The sequence below is a fragment of the Mesorhizobium sp. B4-1-1 genome (genome assembly GCF_006439375.1).
In the GTDB taxonomy this organism is placed as follows: Bacteria; Pseudomonadota; Alphaproteobacteria; order Rhizobiales; family Rhizobiaceae; genus Mesorhizobium.
This window is the reverse complement of sequence record NZ_VFTH01000011.1, coordinates 90,587-107,790: the sequence shown is the minus strand read 5'-3', so window position 1 is coordinate 107,790 and position 17,204 is coordinate 90,587. Positions and strand designations below refer to the sequence as shown.

General features: G+C 63.0%; 16 protein-coding genes. 12 read left to right on the top strand and 4 right to left on the bottom strand.

Annotated elements, in window-relative coordinates; translation table 11 throughout:
- Positions 1-14: 14 nt before the first annotated feature.
- Positions 15-2,600 (bottom strand): AAA family ATPase, encoded by a 2,586-nt coding sequence (locus FJW10_RS17115; RefSeq protein WP_140900984.1) that lies wholly within the window; start codon positions 2,598-2,600, stop codon positions 15-17.
- A gap of 237 nt (positions 2,601-2,837) precedes the next feature.
- Here FJW10_RS17115 and FJW10_RS17110 point away from each other — a divergent pair, with 237 nt between their 5' ends.
- From FJW10_RS17110 to FJW10_RS17105, 3 genes are all read left to right on the top strand, one after another.
- Complete coding sequence (locus tag FJW10_RS17110; RefSeq protein WP_140658868.1) at positions 2,838-3,110, top strand: DUF4242 domain-containing protein; 273 nt, start codon at positions 2,838-2,840, stop codon at positions 3,108-3,110.
- 109 nt (positions 3,111-3,219) lie between these two features.
- Positions 3,220-3,369 (top strand): hypothetical protein, encoded by a 150-nt coding sequence (locus FJW10_RS30465; RefSeq protein ID WP_181177557.1) that lies wholly within the window; start codon positions 3,220-3,222, stop codon positions 3,367-3,369.
- 265 nt (positions 3,370-3,634) lie between these two features.
- On the top strand, positions 3,635-4,087 hold the full coding sequence (locus FJW10_RS17105) for a hypothetical protein (RefSeq protein WP_246674292.1): 453 nt from the start codon (positions 3,635-3,637) through the stop codon (positions 4,085-4,087).
- 119 nt (positions 4,088-4,206) lie between these two features.
- Here FJW10_RS17105 and FJW10_RS17100 read toward each other — a convergent pair whose 3' ends face one another.
- The 3 genes from FJW10_RS17100 to FJW10_RS17090 all read right to left on the bottom strand — a co-directional run bounded on the left by FJW10_RS17100 (position 4,207) and on the right by FJW10_RS17090 (position 8,229).
- Positions 4,207-4,395 (bottom strand): hypothetical protein, encoded by a 189-nt coding sequence (locus FJW10_RS17100; protein ID WP_140900982.1) that lies wholly within the window; start codon positions 4,393-4,395, stop codon positions 4,207-4,209.
- Positions 4,396-4,510: 115 nt separating this feature from the next.
- Positions 4,511-4,795, bottom strand: a complete 285-nt coding sequence (locus FJW10_RS17095; RefSeq protein WP_140900981.1) for a hypothetical protein — start codon at positions 4,793-4,795, stop codon at positions 4,511-4,513.
- 104 nt (positions 4,796-4,899) lie between these two features.
- Positions 4,900-8,229, bottom strand: a complete 3,330-nt coding sequence (locus FJW10_RS17090) for a type ISP restriction/modification enzyme (protein ID WP_140900980.1) — start codon at positions 8,227-8,229, stop codon at positions 4,900-4,902.
- 224 nt (positions 8,230-8,453) lie between these two features.
- Here FJW10_RS17090 and FJW10_RS17085 point away from each other — a divergent pair, with 224 nt between their 5' ends.
- The 9 genes from FJW10_RS17085 (at position 8,454) to FJW10_RS17045 (ending at position 17,179) form a co-directional block, all read left to right on the top strand.
- Positions 8,454-9,857, top strand: a complete 1,404-nt coding sequence (locus FJW10_RS17085; RefSeq protein WP_140900979.1) for a lipopolysaccharide biosynthesis protein — start codon at positions 8,454-8,456, stop codon at positions 9,855-9,857.
- Positions 9,857-11,137, top strand: a complete 1,281-nt coding sequence (locus FJW10_RS17080) for a GNAT family N-acetyltransferase (RefSeq protein WP_140900978.1) — start codon at positions 9,857-9,859, stop codon at positions 11,135-11,137. The genes FJW10_RS17085 and FJW10_RS17080 overlap by 1 nt, the downstream gene beginning before the upstream one ends.
- A 67-nt stretch (positions 11,138-11,204) precedes the next feature.
- Complete coding sequence (locus FJW10_RS17075; RefSeq protein WP_140836224.1) at positions 11,205-12,365, top strand: YncE family protein; 1,161 nt, start codon at positions 11,205-11,207, stop codon at positions 12,363-12,365.
- Between the two features lie 302 nt (positions 12,366-12,667).
- Complete coding sequence (locus FJW10_RS17070; protein WP_140836225.1) at positions 12,668-13,000, top strand: helix-turn-helix transcriptional regulator; 333 nt, start codon at positions 12,668-12,670, stop codon at positions 12,998-13,000.
- Between the two features lie 24 nt (positions 13,001-13,024).
- Positions 13,025-13,714: an MIP/aquaporin family protein gene (locus FJW10_RS17065; protein ID WP_140900977.1), complete on the top strand. Its 690-nt coding sequence runs from the start codon at positions 13,025-13,027 to the stop codon at positions 13,712-13,714.
- The gene (arsC, locus tag FJW10_RS17060) at positions 13,711-14,133 is read left to right on the top strand and encodes an arsenate reductase (glutaredoxin) (protein WP_140645225.1); all 423 of its coding nucleotides are present in this window, start codon (positions 13,711-13,713) and stop codon (positions 14,131-14,133) included. The genes FJW10_RS17065 and arsC overlap by 4 nt, the downstream gene beginning before the upstream one ends.
- 66 nt (positions 14,134-14,199) lie before the next feature.
- The gene (locus FJW10_RS17055) at positions 14,200-14,520 is read left to right on the top strand and encodes a metalloregulator ArsR/SmtB family transcription factor (RefSeq protein WP_140836228.1); all 321 of its coding nucleotides are present in this window, start codon (positions 14,200-14,202) and stop codon (positions 14,518-14,520) included.
- Positions 14,521-14,575: 55 nt separating this feature from the next.
- A complete protein-coding gene (locus tag FJW10_RS17050) occupies positions 14,576-15,964 on the top strand; it encodes an NAD(P)-binding protein (RefSeq protein WP_140900976.1) in 1,389 nt (462 codons plus the stop codon).
- Positions 15,965-15,979: 15 nt separating this feature from the next.
- Positions 15,980-17,179, top strand: a complete 1,200-nt coding sequence (locus tag FJW10_RS17045) for an MFS transporter (RefSeq protein WP_140900975.1) — start codon at positions 15,980-15,982, stop codon at positions 17,177-17,179.
- Positions 17,180-17,204: the final 25 nt, after the last annotated feature.

Here is a 17,204-nt window from a genome sequence, read left to right as displayed (position 1 = left end):
CGGTACAATCAAGTTTAGATCAATCCCGAATCGCGCGCGGCCGCCGTCGCCTCGCCGCGCGAGACGGCCTCCAGCTTGTCCAGCACCGCCGACACGTGATGATCGACCGTCTTTGGCGAGATGGTCAGATGCGCGGCGATCTTCTTGTTGGAAAAGCCGCGTTCGATCAGCTGCAGCACCTCCATCTGGCGCTGCGTGAGGCCGGCCTGGTTGGCGCGCGTCGCCTGTCGCGGTCCTCTCGCGATGTGGCTGACGCCGCTTTCCCGCATAAGGCCGCGGACGTGCTGCGCGACCGCCCTCGCGCCAAGGTCCTCAAAAATGGCAAGCGCTTCGCGCTGCGCGGCTTCGTCGCCGGGCAGCAAGGCCATTGCCTGTTCGAAAGGCGCCCCCATTTCGGCCCATAGCGCTGCCGCGGTGCGCCAGTCGCCGGTCAGTTGCAGGCGGTGCGGCTCCGCCATGCCCTCCGTATCGCCGGGTTCGGATCCGGGCGACAACAGCTCCCGCCAGATGGCAAGTTCGCCGAACACGGCCGGCGTCGGCGCGAGGCTTTCGGCAACCGCGATCAGGCGCAAGGCTTCCTGCCTGTCGGCTTGTCCAAGCCAGGCCAACTCAGCCAGCACCTCGGCAAACGCCACCAGGCGCTGCAGCTCCATGCCCTTGTCCAGGAACCGCCTCATCTCTTCGACGATCGGCTCGGCCGACGGGTCGCCGCGGCGGATGCGCAGCCTCGCCAGAGCCACCAGCGACGGATAGCGCACCAGCGGTGTGGTCGCGTCGTCGTCGACAACCTCATGCGCCATTGTCGCGGCGGCGTCCCAAAGGCCGCGACGAAGCAAAAGCTGCGCCTGCACGCCGCGCATGTAATCGCGCCATGTCGCGAGATCGTTCTCGACGCAATAGCCGATGCCGCGATCCAGGAACGACGCCGCCTCCTTGAAGTTGAGGCTGTTCATCTCGACGCAGGCGCAGTTCGTGAAGGCGCGCGCCGCATGCTCCTGGAAGTTGCCCGACAGCGCGATTCCAAGGCTGCGGGCGAGATCGAGCCGCCCTTTGGGAAAATCCAGCCATTGTCCGGCGGCGCCGACATTGTTCAGCGCATGACAGAGAATGTCCGCCCGGTTGAGCCGCTCCGCCAGTTCGGCCGCCTTGCCGCCGAGCGAAAGCGTGTCCTCGAGCCGCTCGGCCAGCATCGCCAGTTGCGAGAGGTTCGAGTAGGCCATCGCCAGCTCGGCGCTGTCGGGCGCGGTTTCCAGAAGCTCCACCGCCTGCTCGCCGAAGCGGTCCGCTGCCTCGCGATCGCCGAGCAGATAGGCAAAGCGCGACAAGCACCTGAGGCTGTCGCCTTCCTTGAGCCGATCGCCCAGCGCTTGGCGCAGCTGGCGCGCCCGGCCCTGCGCTTCCATCGCCGCGTCGACGCGGCCGATCAGGTGGCACTCAAAGGCATGGCCTTCATAAAGCTCCGCCCGCTTCTCGATCGGCAGGATATCCGCGTAGCGCAGGGCGACCTCGTAGTAACCCGCCGCATCGCGATGCGCGCCGACGCGGGAAGCCTCGCGCGCGGCGACCGGCGCGAGCTCGCGCACCACGTCCAGGCTTTGCGCTTCCACGGCATGATGCACGAGCCTTGCGGTGGCGACTTGCGGATTTTCCCGCAACGCCGCCAGGGCGCGCTCATTGTACTCCCGTCGTCTGCTGGGCGTCAGCGCCATCTCGATCGCCGTGCGGGCGATCTCGTGCCGGAAGGCATAACCGTCGCCGAAATCCTCGAGCAGACCGTTGGCGACGCATTCGGCAAGCTGGCCGGCGGCGGCGATTCCGCAAAGGCCGCTGAGCGCCCAGGCGTCGGCGCGGCGCGGGAACACCGAGACCGCGTCGAGCATCGAGCGGGCGCCGGAGGAGAGCCGCTCGGCGCGCGCGAGCACCGCGTCGCGCACGCTGACCGGCAGCAGGCCGTCTTTCTCGCCGGCCAGCAACTCCGTCACGAAGAAGGCATTGCCTGCCGTGGCGCGGTAGATGGCGCCGCCGTCGCGGCCGGCGGCCTCGGCGAGCGACAGGACGGCCGTCTCGCTGAGCAAAGGGACCTCGATACGATGGATGTTGCCGGCCGGGATTTCGCCGAGCGCCCGGCGCACCCGCATCTGCCCCTCGCTGCGGTCGGTGCGCGCCGTGATCAGAAGCAGGATGTGGGTGTTCGCGATACGCCGGCCCAGGAAGCGCACGAAATCCAGCGTCGCGTCATCCGCCCAGTGCAGATCCTCGATGACCAGGACGCTTGGACCCTTCGTCTCGAAAACGTCGAGCGCGTCGGAAAAGAACGGCAGCCTTTGCCCCTGACGGGCATCGATCGCCTGCGGCAACTCCCATCCCGCCTCGCGCGCAAGATCGTAGAGCGCCCCGAGCGGGTCGGGAATCGAGAGATCCTCGCAGGCACCGCGCAACAGCTTCACGCCTGCCGTCATCCGCTCCGTGAACGCCTCGACCAGCGTCGTCTTGCCGGCGCCGGCTTCGCCGGCCAGCGCCACGACGCGGCCGTGGCCTCGCACGGCGCCGGCCAGCGCGGCCTCCAGTTGCGTCAGTTGCGTCTGCCTTTCCAGAAGCATCGTCACTCTCGCGAATGGGATTGTTGGCGCGGCGGATGCCGCTGGATAGTCGGTACGAAGGTGTGGAAATGTGACCTTCCACACATTCCAGTGCCTATTTCCACATACAACGCTCCAAAGATAGGGAATCGTCCCGTCGAATATGGGGAAAGGTGCCGATGCGCGCCTTCCGCGAAGGTGATTTCTGCTGGGTCGCGCTTGAACCGAGCGCAATTCACCAATGAAAGGAACCCGATCGTGCCTCGTTACCTGATTGAACGTACCTTCCCCGATGGGCTTCACGTGCCGATGAACGACGCCGGCGCGACCGCGATGGGCGGCGTCATCGCCCGCAACGCCGAGAAAGGCGTAACCTGGGTGCAATCCTTCGTCTCGCCCGACAAGTCGAAGAGCTTCTGCATCTATGACGCGCCCTCGCCGGAGGCGATCCGCAGCACCGCGCAGAAGAACGCGCTTCCGGTCGACAAGATCACGGAGGTCCGGGTCCTCGACCCCTACTTTTATCGCTGATCGGGCAGATGTCGGACAGACCATACCCGTCGCCGGCGGACCTGACGCCGTGCCAGAGGACGAGGCTGTATCCGCCGCGGCGGATATTGTCCCGCCACGGCGCGACTTCATGCGACGGGCTGTGTCGGCGTTGCTTTCGCCCCTGCGAAACCGGCGCCGTCTTCTGCCGCCGCAGGACGATTACCTGAAGCGCGACATCGGCCTGCATGAGCGGGAAAACCCGCGCGAGTACTGGGAATATTGGTGGCATCACCGCTGATCCCGCACCGGGCAATTTCAGGAAGACTGCGCGGCGGTTTTCCGGCCAGAATTGCGCAGGCCAAAGACTTGGAGCGGTTCGTTCGGTGAACCGTTCTGATCGGGATCAGCGACCATCCTTTTTACCGACAGGCGCCGCCGGCGTTCGGAGTTGGCCTTTCCCGGCCGGACTGCCGCCGCTTACGCGCCTCAATTGGAAAGACAAGAGACAAATGAACATTCAGACCTTAACCAAATGCGTTATCGGCGCTTCTGCCTCGATCATCATGCTGATGGCGGGCGCGGCCACGGCCGAAACCGTCAATCCGCTTGCCGAAAAGGTGCGCGCGGCCAACAGCCGCTTCGAGGACGTCGCGGTGGCGACTGGAGAAGGCTATGCGCCGATCCCTTGCGCCAGCGGCATCACCGGCGGCGCCATGGGCATCCACTACGTCAATGGGACCTACCTCAAGGACGACGCCGTCGACGTCGCCAAGCCGGAGGCGGTGATGTACGAGCCGATGGCCGACGGCACGCTGAAGCTGATCGCCGTGGAATACATCACCGCGAAGGGCCCGGCCTCGCTCGAAGGCCAGTTGTTCAACTTCAACAGCGCCCCCAACCGCTACGGCCTCGGCCCGTTCTACGAGCTGCATGTCTGGGCCTGGAAGCAGAACCCGACCGGCGCCTTCGCCGACATGAACCCGAACGTCTCATGTGACGCGATGAAGGGGATGTGAAGGCACCCTTTCCTTCTCCCCGTTTCACGGGGAGAAGGTGGCCCGAAGGGTCGGATGAGGGGCGGCGCCGGCAATTGCGATTGTCAGATTTCCCTACAAGAGGGCTTTCCTCCGACGTCCTACGAATTTTCCGTATCTCGACCGTCGGGCTCTTTAGCAACGCCTTTGAACGGACCCTCGGTTTGCTTCACTTCCATCAACTGGCCTGTCGTTTCGTCACGTTTCTGCCAGAGACCATCCGGCCGCTCGAATTGCGTACGTTCCCTCACAGCGCCGCGGCGGAAGCCTTCACCCGTATTCTTTCCCATTTCCATCTCCGACGTTTCTTGGTCTGCGAATCGCAGACCTTATCCAGAGGCTAGCAGATGTTCCGGCTTCGTTCCAGGGCTTGCGAAGCGCCTTCTCGAGCTGATGGCCCAGCGGCTACGCTGCCTTCAGCCGCTCCATTTCAGCCTCGAACTCGAACTTCAGCTGCGCAGCTTCTTCCTCCGGCAGCCAGAGCACCATCTGCGGCACGATCTTACGGTAGAGCCGGGTGCTGTCCTGATCCCAGGGCAGAGTTTCTGCCCCGCGAGCCTCAGCGATAAGCTTGTGTAACCGCGCTCGAACTCGGTCCGGATCGCCGTGATAGTAGACGGTCGGCGCATCTTCATCGAACGGCTCGGGCTGTTCTTCGGCACCAAAAAGATCGAGTTGATTTCTGGCCATGTCCGCGGGACGCAGGGTTGGATTCTGACCCGACTATGCCTCATCCTGTTTCGTGAAGCGACCAGCTGCGACCGGCTTATCCCCGTATTACTGACGCAGGCTTGTCAGTTGGTTTTTGCCACTTCGCCGGCTGCGGGCGTAGATTGCAAGTGTGTGATCTTGATCAGTTCAGAATTCAGGATACGCTCGAGAAGATCGGCCTGCGCCGGCTCAAGTTCCACAAGCCGGCCGAGCACGTTGAGCAGGTCGATCAGATCGCTTGTGTATTCCGCAAGCCAGTGATCGGGCTGCACGAAGTCCAGCGGGGACGGCGGTCGCTTATCGCCGATCTGCGGGCGCGATCGATCGCGCTTGCGGTAGCTAAACCAATGCCACACCACCTGCTTTCCAGAGACTTCATATTTCCACATCTCAGGAGAGACGTTGTTGACGAAGCCCTTCCCGACATGGAGCCTGCGGGCTACGGGATCGTATTCCATCGTGTCGGGTAGCGATTCAGGCGCGCCGGGGATCGTACCTTCAACAGGAATCGTCGGCGACAAGTCCTTGGTCATTCTGGGTGGCGCCTTCGGCCGTTCTGCCGCGGGATCGGAGAACCGCTCACCATAAGTATGCAGCCAGATAACCTCGCGACCTAACGCCACAGCTTCCGAGAACAACAAAGGGTCAGCCGTTAGTGGTACACGTAAGCCGGGCTGCACGAGGTCAGGCAGGAAGCGTTTCGTGAAGGCAGGATGTGCGATCGCTGCGGCGAGGTAGGCCATCACATCTTCGGCCGACACAGGCTGGCCATAAATATCGGCAAGCAATCCAAGTAGCTTTGTCGGAATGTTTGGCTGCTTCGCTACCGCGTCCCGCCATAATGGATGCACGCGTCCGCCTCGACCGTTGTAGTTATGGAGGTCAGGGATTGCAGCAGTAAACGTGAGGGCTGGTCCATTTGTTGGTGATCGATCTTCCGGAGCCGTCAGATAAATCTGCCGCTGCGAGTGCCAATCCCACAACGTCGGATTTGGCTGGTTGATCAGCCGGGCATCTGGAATGACCCACTGTCGATCAAATGACCGGAAACCATAGCGCACCGGCTGGATCACAGCAGCATGGTCATCGATCACCGGTTCAAGTCGCTCGTTATGTCCGACCAAGCCTTTGGTGACCGCCTTTCGAATATGCTTGTCGCCAGGCCGTCCCTGGCGAAGATGTGGATGAAACAATCCTTCCTTCCTCTCGGCATCCTTTTCGTTAGTCAGCCTCGTCCACCGGTCTTTCAATGATTGTTCGTCCGGCGCGATGATCCATGTCCGGCCCGCCATTACACCGGAACCGTCATAGTCAAAGAACCAGCTCAGTGGCGGGAAGGCCGCCCATGCACCACTAATTGCCGGGAAGAACGGTGCGCGCCAGTCGGAAGGGCAGCTCTCCCATCCTTTCGGATCGAGTGTCAGCTTTTCCAGCGCAGCGAATTTTTCTTCGCGACGGCCTTTCGGCAATGATCGGAAGCGCACTTGCCCGGCCATCTCTGTGTCTTTGCCGAGCTTCTTTGCCGCTAGCACGATGCACACCGGGTGTTGAACGCCGGGGAAGAAACGGGTGTTCACTTCAGGCTGGTGGCCGTCTGGAGAGCAGTCTATCACCCAAATTTCCGAACACGTGCGCCTAAGGTCGTCGCGCATTCTTTGAAATCCGTCACCGCCCAGAAAACCAGTAGCTGTGATGAAACAGACAATGCCTTCCTCGTCTTTTTCGGGAAAGCCCGTCGCGGCATAGTTACCCGTTCCGAATACCTTCCATGTCGCCCAGCGCCAGAAATAAACGTAGAGGTTTTTCAAATGTTTGGCGTGCGCACCAGCTCCCCAAGCGCGAGGCGGCATCCACCAATCCATGGGCGCTTTCATCTTCCCGCCTGCGCCAGCTTCGATCCATCCTCCGAGTCCTTTGGCAGCAACTTTGTAGGGCGGATTGCCGATGACGACAGTGATTTTCTGCGTTTTCTTAATCGTATTGGCGTCGCGCCGCGATTTGGCCACTGCGCCAACCTGAACAAGCGTTTCCTCCTCAACGAAAGGGTTGCCAAGCGTGTTAGTGATGAAAAGCTTCAACTCCGGCATTTGCGCCACTTCGCCCGATTTCGGCTTCATCAACGCCTGCATTTCGGCGATAAGGCGAAGTTGAGCCACCGCGAACGGTCCAAACTGAAGCTCGAATCCAATCAGCCTCTGGGCGGCCGCGACAATCGCGCCGCGCACGGCTCCTTCGCCTTGATCGTCAGCCACCGTAGAAGCGATATGGCGCAGCACGCCGAGCAGGAAGGTTCCGGTACCGACTGCCGGGTCAGCCAGCGTCACATCGGACGACGCCAGCCCTGCATGGCGTTCGAATAGCGGGCCACGCAACGCCTCGTCAACCAGCCGCACCATCGCGCTGACGACTTCTGGCGGAGTGTAATAAGAGCCGGTCTTCTTGCGCAGCGTGTTGTCGTAGACTTCGAGAAAATCTTCATAGAAATAAAGCCAAGCTTCCGGTTTATCCTTGCTGATTGTGTGCCAGTTGACTTCATCGAGAACGCGGGTCAGCGTTTGCAGCGATGTCTTAAGCGCCTGCTGATTGGCCTGATCGTCAGTCAGTAGCCCAAGCGCGGTGCCTATCAGCGAATTCGTCTTTCTCAGCTCGTAGGCTGCCTGATGAATGCCATCGGCCAAGGAAATGTCGAGAGCTCGTGCTACGAGAAGTCCGAACGTCACAGCCTGCGCATAACCGTCCGCAAATTGCGCGTCATCTGCTTCAGGAAAGAGCAGCTTGCGCCAATCCTTGGCGAGGGCCGTCAGTCCTTCGCTACCACGGCCCAATTGCTCCACAACTTCATCGCGCAACAATCGGCAGAGACGGGCACTGACCTCTGCAAGCCGCTTCGCGTTCGACGGCGCTATTGGCGCCCAACTTAGAAAGTCAGCAAGCAACGGCAACAGCCCATCGGGCGCTTGTAACTTCGCGCCCGATGTTTCGAGATCGCCCTCCAGGGCAACGGGTTTTCCGACAAGCGTACCGTCACGCCAAAGGCTGAAGGCATTTCCGTCGGTATAGAGCAGATTGGGCAGCGACTTCAACTTATTCCACTGGTCCTTGTCATGCGGATCAGAGAAATGCCTCGGATCAGCACCCTTTCCTGGCTGCTTGACCTCGATGAAACCGACAAGCGCGTTGTTGATTGTGATGGCGAAATCCGGTCGCGTCTTGATGTCGGCGAGGCTGGTTTCTCCTACAAGATGAACCGATCCCGCCGCGTATCCGGCAAGTGTCGCAAGTTCGCGGATCAATGTTTCGAGAGGTCCGCGCAATTGATCTTCTGGGGCCCCGCCTATGGCCGGGTTGGTGAGCTTTGGCTTCAGCGATGCGCCGTAGGCCGAGACAGTATCGGCAACAGTTTTTCCCGCCATTTTCCCCCGCGCCGGCGCATAAGCATAATTAGCCTTGTTCCGCATGAAGACGCGAATCGCGCATAACTATGAAGTTCGCCCATGCTAGCAGATTTTGCTACCCGCTCTTATCTACCTTGCGTTGGCACGACGAAGCGTGTGCAGCGCCGCGCTCCCCCACCCTTTCTTAAGGTGTTTCGGATAGACCGGAATGCTGGAAAGAGGCGGAAAACGGAGAGTTCTGGGTGCGCTTTTCCGCGGCGACGACTGCCGGGCGGTTCCTGCCGCAGCGCTGGGCGCTGCGCATGCGGCCGTTGCTTGGCCGCATCGACGCCGTGCTGTTCACCGCCGACGAACGCGGCGAAGCCGGGCGCATGTCGCTGATCGCCTTCTCCATCCGTATCATCAGCGCCTTCATCGCCTTTGTCAGCCAGGTGCTGATGGCGCGCTGGATGGGCTCGTTCGAATACGGCATCTCGGTGCTGGTCTGGGTGACGATGGTCATCGTCGGCAACCTTGCCTGCCTCGGCTTCCACACCTCGGTCATTCGTTTCATTCCCGAATATCGCGAGCGCGGCATGCTGGCCGAACTGCGCGGCATCGTGCTCGCCAGCCGCCTGTTCGTGCTCGTCGCCTCGACGCTGATCGCGGGCCTCGGCGCCCTTGGCGTATGGCTCGCCTCGGACTGGATCGAGAACTACTACGTCATCCCCTTCATCCTCGGCGTGATCTGCCTGCCGATGATCGCGCTCGGCGATCTCCTGCAGGGGCTGGCGCGCGCCAATTCCTGGGCGCTGCTGGCGCTGTCGCCCACCTATCTGGCGCGGCCGGTGCTGATCCTGGCGTTCATGGCGCTGATGCTTGGCCTGCACTACGCGCCCGACGCCAAGACCGCGATCTTCGCCTCGATCGCCGCCACCTATGTCACGACGCTCGGCCAACTGATGGCCGTCACCTCGCGCATGGAGAAAAAGATACCGGCCGGGCCGATGACGGTGCATTTCGGCCAGTGGATCCTCGTTTCGCTGCCGATCTTCCTGGTCGAGAGCTTCTTCTTCCTGCTCACCAATGCCGACGTGCTGATGGTCGGCGCCTATATGAACCCCAACGATGTCGCCGTCTATTTCGCCACGGTGAAGACGCTGGCGCTGGTGCATTTCGTCTATTTCGCGGTCAAGGCCGGCGTTGCCCAGCGCTACGCGCAGTTCACCCATGGCGAACCGGACAAGCTTGCCGCCTTCGCTCGCGAGACCGTGTCCTGGACCTTCTGGCCCTCGTTGCTGATGGCGCTCATGGTGCTGGCGCTGGGCGAGCCGATGCTGATGCTGTTCGGCCCCGAATTCACCGCCGGCTACCCGCTGCTCTTCCTGCTGGTGCTGGGCGTCGTGGCGCGCGCCGCCGTCGGCCCCTGCGAAAGCCTGCTCACCATGAGCGGCAACCAGAACATCTGCGCCGTCGTCTATGCCATGACGCTTGCCCTGAACATCGGCCTCAACGTGCTGTTGATCCCGCTGTTCGGCCTCTGGGGCGCGGCAATCGCCACCAGCCTCGCCATGGTCTTCGAGGCCAGCGCGCTCTCCTTCACCGTCTGGCGCAAGCTCGGCATCGTGATGGCGATCTTCGTGCCCGCAAACAAGGAAGTCGCCTGATGGCCGCCGTCCCGTTGCTCGAAGAGACCAGCGGCGGCACCGCCGGCGCCATGGTCTCCAACCTTGCCGGCCTGGCGCGCGAGGCCGACCCCGCCCATATCGAGCTCTTCGCAAGCAACCGGCCGGAGCGCAAGCTCGCCATCTACCCGGCCTCGGCCGGCTTCGACCTTGTCGAGGAACTCGACTATCTCAGCGCCCGCACGATCGAGCCGAACGTCTTCTTCAACCCGCGCTTCCTGGCACCGGCGATGCCCCGGCTGGAGGACCGCGAGGTGCGGCTAGCCGTCATCCGCGACGGCGACGAATACCGCAACCGGCTGCGGCTTCTGGCGCCGTTCTCGGTCGAGCGGCCGGCGATCCCGCTCGGCGTCCCGGTGATGCGCACATGGTCGAGCCCGTTCGGTCCGCTCGGCACGCCTCTGGTCGACCGCGACGATCCGGTCGGCGTCATCGAGGATTTCTTCTCGATGCTGTCGAGGCCGCATCTCAAGCTGCCCAAGGTCTTCGTGCTGCCAGACATGAGGCTCGACGGCCCGGTGGCGAGCCTCATGACCTCCTTTGCCGACAGCCGCGGCCTGACCCTGGTGACCACCGGCAGGGTCGAGCGTCCGGTGCTTGAAAGCGACGCCGACGGCGAGGACTATCTCAAGGCCTCGCTGCGCGCGCATCACAGTCGCGAATTCCGCCGGCTGAAGCGGCGCTTCGCCGATCAAGGCAAGCTCGAGCACATCGTGGCGCGCGGGCCGGACGAGATCCGCCACGCCATCGAAAACTTCCTGACGCTGGAAGCGGCCGGCTGGAAAGGCCGCGAGCGCACCGCGATGGCGATCGACCGTTACCGCGCCGCCTTCGCCCGCGAAGCCGTGCACAGGCTGGCCGAGCAGGACATGTGCCGCATCCATCTGCTGACGCTTGACGGCCGCACCGTCGCCTGCCTCGTCGTCTTCGTCGAGGCGGGCGTCGCCTACACCTGGAAGACGGCCTATGACGAGGCGCTCTCCGCCTATTCGCCGGGCACGCTGCTGATGATCGAGGTGACCAAGCAGCATCTCGACGATCCCAACATCGTCATGACCGATTCCTGCGCAGTTCCGGACCATCCGGTGATGAGCCGGCTGTGGAGCGAGCGCAAGCCGATGGGCACGCTGGTGGTCGGGCTGACGCCGGATGCCGACCGGTTGGCCCGTCAGGCGGCCTCGCAACTGCATCTCTACCGTGAGACCCGCAACATGGCGCGCATCCTGCGCAACCGGATGCGGAGTCTTTTGAAAAGGCGTTAGATCAACGGCGGGACACAAGCTATGGTCCGCGCGGCGAACTCGGGCCGGCCTACACGAAACCATCCAGATGATCAGAAGTCGTTTGCGTCACACCAGTTTCCGTGCGGCCGTGCTGCTGATTGCGCTCATGCCTGCCCGGGCCTGGGCCGATACCTGCCCGGAAGATTGCTCCGATCCGCTGCCTCCCGCGGTCAACATCTACAGCCAGACCACGGCCAGCCATCTCAGTCCTGCCACGGCGGGCGCGCTGCCGCGCGTCTATGTGCCGAACCGCTCCTCCAACAGCGTCTCGGTGATCGACACCGTCACCTTGAAGGAGGTCGGCCGGTTCCCGGTCGGCAGCAAGCCGCAACATGTCGTGCCGTCCTGGGACCTCAAGACGCTGTGGGTCGCCAACAACGGCACCGGCAGGAACGGCAGCCTGACGCCGATCGACCCGATGACGGCCAAGCCCGGCCAGCAGATCCCGGTCGACGACCCCTATAATCTCTACTTCATGCCCGACGGCAGCGCGGCAATCGTCGTCGACGAGGCGATGAAGCGGCTCGATTTCCGCGATCCGCACACCATGGCGCTGAAATCGAGCCTGCCGACGCCGACCTGCTCCGGCATCAACCATGCCGATTTCGCGATCGATGGGTCCTATGCGATCTTCACTTGCGAATACGGCGATGGCGGCCTGGCCAAGATCGACCTGAAGAACCAGAAGGTGCTCGGCCACCTCGACCTCTCCAAGATGGGCATGCCGCAGGACATCCGCCTCTCGCCCGACGGCAAGGTTTTCTACGTCGCCGACATGATGACTGACGGCGTGTTCCTGATCGACGGCGACTCCTTCAAGGAGATCGGCTTCATCCCCACCGGCATCGGCGCGCATGGCTTCGTCGTCAGCCGCGACGGCAAGCGCCTCTATGTCTCGAACCGCGGCTCGCACAAGATGGAACAGGGCAAGGCCGAGGGTCCAGGCAGCGTGACGGTGATCGACTTCGCCACCCGCGCCGTGGTCGCGCAATGGCCGATCCCGGGCGGCGGCAGCCCCGACATGGGCAATGTCAGCGTCGACGGCAGGCAGCTCTGGCTCTCCGGCCGCTTCGACAGCGAAGTCTACATGATCGACACCACGAGCGGCGCCGTGACGAAAATCCGCGTCGGCGTCGAGCCGCATGGGCTGACGGTTTGGCCACAGCCGGGGCGCTACTCGCAGGGGCACACTGGGAATATGCGGTAGCAGCCGGCTCCAACACAGCAGTTCAGGCCGGGCTGCGCCGATGCCCAAGGCGCAGGCTGGCCATCGTCGGCCTGCGCCCCACGCCCGCAACGCAGCTCTTGCGGCTCCGAGGCCGCCTCCAGAAAGTCCCAGGACCGCGATGTGCTACCTGATAGGCCGGAGACCCGGCAGGAGGAACGTGGCGTGCTGGTGATCGGATTGGGCGCGCAAATCTTTGGCCAAAATATTCCGAGCCCCATCAGCCTGTCATCCAACCGTCATGCTGCGCACCTACACATCCACAAATCCGGATGGATAGATGCATGGACAAGACTACTGCTCTGCTGGCGCTGGCCGCGCTTGGCCAGGACACACGGCTAGAGGCTTTCAGGCTGCTCGTGCGAGCGGGTGCCGAAGGCGTTCCAGCCGGCGAGATCGCATCGCAACTGGGAACGGTGCAGAACACCATGTCTGCGCATCTGAAGGTCCTCGACCGCGCCGGGTTGGTTCGCGCCGAACGGGAGGGGAGGATCATCCGGTATGTCGTCGACATGAACGCCTTTCGCGATCTGCTGGGCTACCTGATGGAAGACTGCTGCAGGGGCGCCCCGGAGCTTTGCCAGCCGGTCATCCAGGCGGTGACCTGTACATGCTGACGATTTCAATGGAGGCTCGGCACCGTGTCCGCTGACCTGTCGCGACGGCTCGCCGCCGAAGCACTTGGAACGGCGATGCTGGTCGCCACTGTGGTCGGTTCCGGGATCATGGCCGACCGGCTGACCCATGATGTGGCGCTCGCCTTGCTCTGCAACACCTTGCCGACCGGCGCGATACTGATCGTGTTGATCACCATCCTCGGCCCGATCTCCGGTGCGCATTTCAACCCAGCGGTCACGCTCGTGTTCAGCCTGAGGCACCAATTGGCCCGCGATGTGGCCCTGACCTACGTGGCAGCCCAGCTCGCGGGCGGCATACTCGGCACATTGACGGCCCATGCCATGTTTGACATGCCGCTCTTCAGTCTCTCGACCACGGTACGCTCGGGGTCTGGTCTGTGGATCGCTGAGGCGGTCGCGACCTTCGGCCTCGTCTTCACCATCCTTGCCGGTATCCGCTTTCGCGCCGACGCCATCCCGTGGCTGGTTGGCCTCTACATCGTGGCCGCCTACTGGTTCACTGCCTCGACTTCATTCGCAAACCCAGCCGTGGCCGTGGCCCGCGCCCTCTCCAATACCTTCGCGGGCATCCGGCCGCTCGATGTCCCGGCCTTCATCGCCGCGCAGCTTGCCGGGGCTCTGCTGGCAATGGCGCTCGCTGGCTGGCTGCTTGCGGAACCCCAAGCCATCGCCAATGAGGAACCCGCCGAATGACCATCACGATCTATCACAACCCCCAGTGCGGCACCTCGCGGAACACGCTGGCCATGATCAGGCAGAGCGGCGAAGAGCCCGAGATCATCGAATACCTCAAGACGCCTCCCTCACGTGCAAAGCTGGTTGAGCTGATCGCAGCCATGGGGATCACTACCCGTGCGCTACTCCGGGAGAAGGGAACGCCCTATGAGGAGCTTGGGCTCGCGGACCCAAAGTGGTCAGACGACGATCTGATCGACGCCATGCTCAAGCATCCGATCCTGATCAACCGCCCAATCGTGGTGACCCCGCTGGGCGCGGTCCTGGCGCGACCTTCTGAGGCGGTCCTCCCGATTTTGCCCAACCCCGACATCGGCCCCTTCACCAAGGAAGACGGCGAGGTCGTGATCGACGCGACCGGCAAGCGGGTCGTTTGATCGTATTTCGATTTTCGTCGAAATAGGGTATTGACCTGTGCCGGCGGCGGGTGCAGTATTATTTCCATGAAACTCGAACAAGCAGCAAAACAGCTCGAAGCCATCGGCAACCCGACACGGCTCAAGCTCTATCGCACGCTGGTCAGAGCCGGCGAAGCAGGCCGGCCCGTGGGGTACTTGCAGGACAGCCTTGGCATCGCGGCCTCGACGCTGTCCCACCATCTGCATCGCCTCATTCTGACCGGCCTCGTGACGCAGGAGCGGCAGGCAACGACCCTGATCTGTCGGGCCAATTATCCTATCATGAGGGAGCTGGTCGGCTTCCTGGCTGACGAGTGCTGCGCTGACGCCGCTTGCGGTGCCGTCGAGGGCGAAGCAGCGGCATAGCGTCTATTTTTTTGTTTCGTATTTCGATGATCCCGGAAGGACGGAAACAATGCCGATGAACGACCATGACTCCCTCCCTGTTGCCGTCATCGGAGCCGGCCCGGTCGGCTTGGCGGCTGCAGTTCAGCTCGTTCAGCGTGGGCTCCCCGTGAAGGTCTACGAGGCCGGCGCGGAAGTCGCCACCAATCTCCGCGACTGGGGTCATGTTCGGGTGTTCACGCCTTGGCGCTACTGTGTGGATCGGACGGCAGTAAGGCTCCTTGAGCGCAGTGGCTGGACGATGCCCGATCCTGAGGCGTTCCCAACCGCTGACGAGCTGATTGCGCACTACCTTGAACCGCTCGCAAGGCTGCCTGAACTCTCAACGTCTATCGAGACCAACGCCAACGTGGTCGGCATCTCCCGCTGGGGTGCGGACAAGGTATTGAGCAAGGATCGACAGGCAAGGCCCTTCATGTTGGTCGTGAAGACCGCCGACGGGATCAGACGCGACAGCGCGCGCGCCGTCGTTGATGCGTCCGGGACATGGCAGACGCCAAACCCACTTGGGGGCGGTGGTATCACGGCGGAAGGTGAAGCGGAATACGCTGACAAGATCGCCTACGGCATCCCCGACATTCTCGGCCGCGACCGCAGCCTCTATGCCGGTCGCACGACGCTGGTTGCCGGCTCCGGCCTTTCGGCCGCCAACGTTCTGCTGGAACTCGATAGACTGGCTGCTGACGAGCCGGGCACCGCTTCTCTTTGGGTGACACGCAGTACCGATCTTGTTCGCATCTATGGTGGTGGAGACGCCGACCAACTTCCCGCTCGTGGCGAGCTGGGTGCCGATGCTCGCGAGCTGGTGGAAAGTGGCGGCACAACGATGGTCACCGGCTTCGCAACGCTGGCCATCCGCGGCTCAAACGGCCGCCTGACCGTTGAAGGTCAAACGCGGGACGGCTTACAAGTGCTGGGGCCTGTTGACCGTATCATCGCCGCGACCGGCCAGCGGCCCGATCTCTCCCTCACGCGCGAACTTAGGCTGGACCTTGACCCGTGGCTTGAGAGCGTCAAGGCGCTGGGGCCCCTGATCGACCCCAACGAGCACTCCTGCGGCGACGTTCCCCCGCACGGCCATCGCGAACTGAGCCATCCCGAGCCCGACTTCTATACTGTCGGCGTCAAGAGCTACGGCCGCGCTCCGACCTTCTTGCTGCTGACCGGGTATGAACAGGTACGGTCGGTCGCGGCAGCCCTCGCCGGCGAGATGGCGGCTGCGGATGCCGTGCAACTGGTGCTACCCGAAACAGGCGTCTGCACGGTTCCTCCCTCAACCATACGCGCGACGGGTGGCGGATGTTGTGGAGGCCCAGCTCCTTCCGAGGCTGACGCCTGTTGTGTCGCCGACGCTGAAGCGAAAGCCGCTGGCAAGAACGGCTGCGGTTGCAACGCAGCAGCATGAGCGAACCAAACCGCGATGGAGCGCAGTCGGCGAACGATCATAACCGTCCTTGGACTGACCCAGATCATGGCTTGGGGGTCCACCTACTACTTGCCGGCGGTCATCGCACCGAAGGTAGCCGCCGACACTGGCTGGCCGCTGACTTGGGTCGTTGGCGGATTGTCGCTCGGCTTGCTCGTCGCCGGCTTGATCTCGCCTCATGTCGGCTCATCCATTGAACGGCACGGCGGCCGAAACGTGCTTGCGTTCAGCGCGTGCTGCATCGGCGTCGGCCAGATCGGGCTTGCGGCCGCCCCGAACCTCGTCGCCTACATCGTGGCATGGGTCGTTGTGGGACTTGGCATGGGGGCAGGCTTGTACGACGCCGCTTTCGGCACCCTCGGGCGGCTCTATGGGCACGGCGCGCGCTCCGCTATCACAACCCTCTCGCTTTTCGGCGGGTTCGCCAGCACCGTCTGTTGGCCGATCTCGGCCTTCCTGATTGGCGAGACGGGCTGGCGCGGCACCTGCCTCGTCTATGCCTCGGTACAGTTGTTGTTCGCCCTCCCCCTCTATCTCACAATGCTGCCGCGTGGGGTGCCGCAGCCGAGCGTCCCGGACCGGCCGGGAAAGACACAGGCTGCGGTCCCTTCTGCGGCGACCTCAATTCCGATCATGGTCGTCCTGGCTGCCACGCTGACATTGGCGGCGGTCATTTCGTCGACGGTGTCAGTTCATCTGCTCACCATCTTGCAGGCAAGCGGCATGGCGCTCGCCGCCGCCGTTGGGCTCGGGGCACTCGTCGGCCCCGCTCAAGTGTCGGCGCGTGCTGTCGAAATGTTTATCGCCCGCTATCATCATCCCATCTGGACCAAGTTCGCGTCCGTGACATTCGTCGCCATCGGTATTGGTGCGCTCTGGGTCGGGGTTCCGGTTGTGGCTGTGGCGCTTGCCTTCTACGGGGCTGGTATCGGCCTCGAAACGATAGCGCGGGGCACGCTGCCGCTCGCTCTGTTTGGCCCTGCGGGGTACGCGAGGCTCATGGGACGTCTTGCTATGCCCAGCTTGATCGCCCAGGCAGCAGCGCCGTCTGTGGGAGCTTTGTTGTTGGAGCAAGCCGGCCCTCATGGCACCCTTGCGGCTCTCGCCGCTTTGGCGCTGCTGAACGTCGGGCTCGCTTGCAGCTTGGGCTGGCTGATCTTCCGTCGTCGAACACTGCAGGTTCAGATGCAGTGATGCGTAGCGGCCGGCTGTCACTCCC